Source organism: Leptothoe sp. PORK10 BA2 (genome assembly GCF_034932105.1).
GTDB lineage: Bacteria > Cyanobacteriota > Cyanobacteriia > Phormidesmidales > Phormidesmidaceae > Leptothoe.
Map to the genome: position 1 here is coordinate 1 of NZ_JAYGIG010000094.1, position 6,259 is coordinate 6,259.

A 6,259-nucleotide genomic window follows, 5' to 3' on the forward strand; every position below is an offset into this window, starting at 1 on the left:
CTCCATAATGGAACTGGCTGATTGTAATGGTTTCAGCCAGTTTCGGACATTCCAGACCGTTTGGGTACTGGGATGTTCTTTTTTAGAGACTTTCACCAGTTAGAGATGAACTTCGCACTGTCCAGCTGAATTGTTAGACCCAAATAATTCTCCTATGCAGTATGCCAACTCCCTTAACGGTTCAAAGATATTAGCTACACCCGAGGCAAAAGGTGCGATCTGTCCGGCATGTGGGGCCAGTGTTCGTGCCAAATGCGGTAATCGTAATGTATGGCATTGGGCGCATATAAACACCGAGGATTGTGATACTTGGAGTGAATCAGAAGGCGAATGGCATGTCGGCTGGAAAGAGATCTTTCCCCAAGAGTGGCGAGAAGTAGTCATAGGCGAACATCGTGCAGATATTCAGACAGGCGGAGGTTTAGTTGTTGAATTACAGCATTCTCCTATTACACCTGAAGTTGTCAAAGAGCGCGAGCACTTCTATAAAAACATGATTTGGATATTTAATGCTACAGAGTATGCCGAACGATGCAGATTAATTTGCTGGTTCGGTGAACACCCGCATCCCATATACCCATATGGCCATCCCAACGATGCTTTTTGTCTTAACAACCTTGAGGAGGTGCTAGAAGCGCACGCGCATTTTCTCGCTTCAGATGGAAGGCCAGAAGAATTGGTTGACTTCAATGAAATTTCTCCTTATGAAAGAGAACTCGGCTTTCGAGAGAAGGCTATTCAAAAATCGAAAACCTATATTAAACTTGCTGAGAATAAAATTGCTGAATGGCAAGAAAAACGAGAAAACCCAAGAGCGGCAAAACACTTAGAGAATTGGCAAAGTAAATTAACCCAAGAGCAAGAAAAACTAAAACGTCGAGAACAGACTAGATTCCTTCGGAAACCATATCCAGCAATGGATGCATTGCAAGAACATATCCAGCTCTTTGACTCATTAATCCCCACCTGGAGAATAAAGTTCAAATGGAGTCAACCAAGATCTGGTAATTTAGCTTGTGATAAGCCAGTATTCTGGGATGTTGGCTCAGAACAACATCTCATATTTTTCCCTGAGGGTACAAGTGAATGCCATTCTTCAGCACTCGTGATGGATAAAGAAGTTGTTCTTGATGCTGTTAGGAAGTCGATAGTCTGACAAGCGGCTGCACTCAGAACGGCAATTTATGCGCTGGTTCTGACACAAAGTTTATCTCCATCTGGTGAGCCGCAAGCCGTTAGGCGACTTCTCATCGATACTATTGGTGAGAAAGACGTTTTAATACTTGGACGTTTTACTAAAGAAAGAAAAGCTGTGCTTGATGCAATTCGTAATAAACTTCGTGAGTTTGGATTTGTTCCAATCCTATTTGATTTTGAAAAGCCAACTCAAAGAGATTTTACTGAAACTATCAAGACACTTGCTGGATTGAGTAAATTTATAATTGCATCACTAATCCAAAGTCCAGCCCTCTAGAATTACAGGCTACTGTCCCAGATTACATGATTCCTTTTGTGCCAATCATACAAGAAGGTGAAAAACCTGTTGCAATGTTTCGCGACCTAAAACAGAAATATAATGATTGGGTTCTTGAAGTCTTAGAATTATGATTCGATTGAGAATCTAATCAAAGTTTTGGACAGTGCAATCTTAACGCCTGCATTAGCAAAACCTGATCAGCTCAGGCTAAGGAAGGCAACAGAAGTACGCACCCGACACATAAGAGACTTACGTAAGAGTTGTTGAGAAATCTCAGCTCCTAAACACACTGTCCCCTAGTTCCGTCTCCTCACACCCAGACTCTACCTGGCCCCCCAGTAGAGCTGCCACTAGTCCGAGGCAGCTCCACTTCCTAAACCAAGTCCAGGTTGAGAATCAAAGTCCCTCTCCCCTCGGGAGAGGGATTTAGGGTGAGGGCAACTCCAGTTTCTAGCCCACCCTACAGGAAGCAAGCTACGCCCCCAGCCCCTCTCCCAGAGAGCCAGAAAAACATCAAAGTCCCTCTCCCCTCGGGAGAGGGATTTAGGGTGAGGGCAACTCCACATTTCAAGCCAGACAAGCCTTAACCTACGCACTCTTAGCCTTTCGCAACATTTGAAACCACTGATGCAACAGTAAAACTCGAATCCGATAACAGTCATATCCCTCAGGATGCACCATCTGCTCCACAATGCCCAGATTTTGCAAAACATGGACCGCATCCAAACATTGAATCTCAGAAACACTTAATTTCTTCGACAAAAACGCCAGCAACGTTCTCGCCCTGAGCCAACCATCCGTATGGTTCGAAGCCATCGTCATCACACTCAACGCATTCAAAAGGTGATGAACCTTGGGCTTTGAATTATACGTTCTCAGCTCACCAATCATGCCATACTCAACATAGGCTTTCAGGGACTGATCACGAAATACCTTTCTCAAATTCTCCTGGGCAAAAACAAAAGAAATACGTCCCTTATCCCGGATTTCTGGCTGACTGCTAGCCTTATGGGCCAAAAATCCAGCAATCTTTCTGACCAAAAACGGATGTCCCCCACTCAACCGATGGATCGCCTGTACGGTCTGACGATCAAACTCCCACTTCATCAAACTACCAAGACCATTGATCATGGCTGCAGTATGGTAGATCGAAAACGGTTTGAGAAAAGACTCCTCAAAAAAACCATGGAGGGGATTGTTAGCCGTTTCCGAAAAGTCCCACTGCTTAATGCGATTACATTGGGGTTGCACTGCCGTTATCACCAAAGACATCAGCTGCTCTTTTTGGTTTAAGGCTCGCAACGCACCAAATACAACACTAAACTCTTTCGCTTTCTCCTCAAATTTTTCATTGGACCGGGGAAAGACCTGATCCAAATTATCCAAGCAACATAGAATCGGTAGTGCATAGCCTACCCCCTCCAGATCCTTAGATAGTTTCTTAAAATGTCCATAGAATGCCTGGACTGCCTCCGGTAACGGATAGCCCCCTTCCGCCAGGATGGGAGGCTGTTCCAACAGCGAATTTTTGTTCTTAGCCAGACGGTAAAGGTTGTGGAGAATTTCATCTAACAGCTCTGCACCGTAGCCCAGATCGTTGTACTTTTGTAAGTCGGTATAGCTCACCGCCCGATCCTGGCAAACTAAGGATAGCTGATGCAACACAGAGGACTTACCCGATTTGCGTAAACCAAACAGACCCACACTTTGGTTGTTCTTTACATCAGTCGCTAGCTCTGTAAGTAGCTCGGTGCGACCAAAAAACAACAGTTTGTCACGCACCGTTGTTTTATCCTTAAAGAAGTCAACCGTATCGGTATACCGCCGCACATGACTGGAGAGCACTTCTTTACATTCATCGGCATTGGGTAAAATCTGCTCCACTTCCGCCAAGGAAATAGGGATAACGTTAAAATCCTGATGCGCTTTCAAGTCTGCGATTAGCTCCCTGGTGGCATTTTCCGGCAGATCTTCGTATAGGATCAGCCCCGCCAAATCTGTATGATGGGCTCTAATCTCTTCAGACCGATTGAACAGCTGATGGATACTATCTTTGGTCAGCTGGCCAGACACCACAGAAACAAAAAATGGCGATTTGAGCCCAAATTTTTCTGGGATCTCAGTCACCAACAAATTACCTTCGTCTTCCTGTTTCGAGATCGCTCCCACCTGGTCCAAGAAACTCTGGGCGACTACCAGTGCCGGTCGATATCCCCCGGCACTGAGGGACAAAATCTGTTTCTCCACCGATGCCCATAGTTCCGGAGTTACGCGCTTAGCTTCCCGACGACATTTCAACAGCAGCTGCGTGATGTAAAGGCAATCCTGACAGGATCTAGCCTCTTCCTGGGTGAGCGTCAGCCATGATTCATCTATCCTCAGGATGCCAAGGCAGACATGCTTCAGTTCATCGAAAAACTTTTTGTGAACATGATTGGGAAATTGGGTGCCTGGAAGATTTAGACTCAGTCGATTTAGCTGCTCAAACAGGGTTAAAAAATCAGAGTTGGCAAAGATTTCATTGCGTCTTAGATCCTCGTCCAGGAGAGAGGGCTGCTCGTGACTCTTCAAATATCGCATGCTGCGGACGCTGGCTCTTTTCCGAATTTTATTGGCCAGGGGCTTCGCTAAGATAATGGCTTTCTTCAGGTCCCGCTGAATCCGTTTTCTGGCCCCAGCATCACTCAATTTGCCAGTCCCTTGGAGCTGAATGGTGACCGTGTGGAGTGCATTGATTAAATAGGTGGTTAGGGTTAAATCACTGGATGCCCTGAGGTTGTAAATAAAGTACTGCAAAAAGGCTTGAACGGTTTCTAGCTCCCCCTTCAATTTAGAACTTTTGGCTAGGATACGGCTGTAGTGGAAGGCCCGATACAGAGCATTGGCCCGCCTTTCCACCAGTTTTCCGACACTGGACTCATCCCCTGTTACTTGGGCCGCCCACAGCCACAGAGAACTAAGTTTTTCGGTATTGATAAAGCCCTGGGCCACTTGGTTTAGGTAGAGCAGTAAATTGATCGCATTGGTGGCGTCATATTTTAGACCCGCCACCAGCAGAAAAATTTCTTCCCAACGCTTGTCATTGGCATAGAGCCGAACCATTTCCGAGAGGGCCTGGTTAGTGTAGTTCTCATGGATGTATTTGGCAGCCAAAAACTCTTGAAAGGTCAGGTGGGAAAATGAATAAATTCCCGGTGACTGTTCAACTAAAATTCCTTGCTGAATGGCAATGGCATCTAATATGGCCTCTCCGCTAAGATTCTTCGGGGCATTCAACTCCTTGAGTAAGAATCCACGAATATGGTTGACTAGATTAACCTTGGTAAAGAGCAATTTATCTTCCCGAAAAGCTTTGTAAGCAATTTCAGCTAATAGCTTCTCCTCCAGTTCTATGTGTAAACCTTCATAAATTCCTTCTTTAGAAACCCGCTTCTCTTCAAACCATTTGGTTAGGAGAATACGCAGACCTTGGTGGTACAGAATACTGCGATTGCCAGAGAAGCTGAGGGAACGGCTATAGACGAGACACAAAAATGTCAGCAGCAGGGGGGTTTGGGCCAACTCCCGGACCGCACTATTATCTGATTTTCGTAGGGAATTCCAGCATGATTCAGCTGCTTCAGAACTGTCTTCATCCTCTGAAGAAAACCAATTATAGATAAAGTTTTTGATTTGTTCTTGGCTATTACCCCCCAGGGTAATTTCTCGAAAGCTATTGGATGGGGAGCGATAGGCTGCTGCCCGACAGGATATGACATAGCGGTTTTTTTCGTAACGTTCCACAAAGGTTTCAATTTGGTCTAGCACCTGAGACCGACTACGGGAGGAAACCTCATCTAGACCATCAAACAGAATTAAAAATCGACCTTTCTTTAGAGCGTTTTCCGTAATTGTTGCGCTTTCTGGAAAATCAAAAAATTCTAGTTCATGCTCAATATAATCTTGAAACTCAACCCGATCTTCCTCCAGCTTCTTCAAATCGATCCAAATAGGCATACACCCGTGCTGAAACTGGGTTTCAGGGGCATCTTTTAGGGCTTCTAAGCCAATTTTTCTCAGGAGGGTGGTTTTACCTGCCCCTGGAGCCCCAATGATGGATAGGTATTGAGTTTCATTGGCAATGTCGATCGCTGTTCTTTGATCGGCTGATCTGGAGGGCAACTTACCTTCATGCCGAGTGCGACAGGCTTTTTCCATGTCGTCTATGGACATGGAACGATTAATTTCACTTTCTTCTAAGAGACGTACAGGCACGTAAACCGAATCGAGGCTTACGGGCTTACGCATCCCGAGAATTTTGAGCTGGCCATGGCGTTCCCTAAACTTATTTACATAGGCTTGGGAAGCAGACAAAATCAACTGTTGCGTCTGGGTATTAGGACGCTTTTTAAATAAGCCGAAGAACCTTCCTCTCTTATTTCCCAATACATCAATAATTAGGTCAGCTAACGATTGGGTCTGTGCAGACATGGTCAGACGATCATCCTGTTTTAGGAACTCACTAGTGATAATTTTTACACGTGAATATACTGTGAGTCTACCTCGGGGACGGCTGAACTTTACTTAGCTATTTTGAATAGCAACTATCTTGATGGATAAAGGCTTCTCCCTGCCCGATGTCCTTAGGAACAAACTGAGTCTATCTAGCTTAGATTCGTAAGCGTCCGTCATATTAGTCTCTTAAGCAGCAGGCAATAGTCTGTCGGCAGGTGGAGTTGACACCAACAATTTGGCTTGAGGTAGCAACGAAGGAACCTGCTGACCTGTTCGTTTGGCTAAAAA

3 protein-coding genes are annotated in these 6,259 nt (G+C 45.2%); 2 read left to right on the plus strand and 1 reads right to left on the minus strand.

Annotated elements, in window-relative coordinates; all coding sequences use genetic code 11:
- Nucleotides 1-154: 154 nt before the first annotated feature.
- Nucleotides 155-1,156 carry a competence protein CoiA gene (locus VB741_RS14500; protein ID WP_323365898.1) on the plus strand — a complete coding sequence of 334 codons (1,002 nt, stop codon included), beginning with the start codon at nucleotides 155-157 and terminating at the stop codon, nucleotides 1,154-1,156.
- 156 nt (nucleotides 1,157-1,312) lie between these two features.
- A complete protein-coding gene (locus VB741_RS14505; protein WP_323365899.1) occupies nucleotides 1,313-1,474 on the plus strand; it encodes a hypothetical protein in 162 nt (53 codons plus the stop codon).
- Nucleotides 1,475-2,065: 591 nt separating this feature from the next.
- Here the strand turns inward: VB741_RS14505 and VB741_RS14510 are convergent.
- Entirely contained in the window at nucleotides 2,066-5,947 is a 3,882-nt protein-coding gene (locus VB741_RS14510; RefSeq protein ID WP_323365900.1) for an NACHT domain-containing protein, read from the minus strand.
- Between the last annotated feature and the right edge of the window lie 312 nt (nucleotides 5,948-6,259).

Excerpts from the sequence above, each read along its gene's own strand:
- VB741_RS14500 (WP_323365898.1), top strand. The coding sequence starts at position 155 with ATGCAGTATGCCAACTCCCTTAACGGTTCAAAGATATTAGCTACACCC.
- VB741_RS14510 (WP_323365900.1), bottom strand. The coding sequence starts at position 5,947 with ATGTCTGCACAGACCCAATCGTTAGCTGACCTAATTATTGATGTATTG.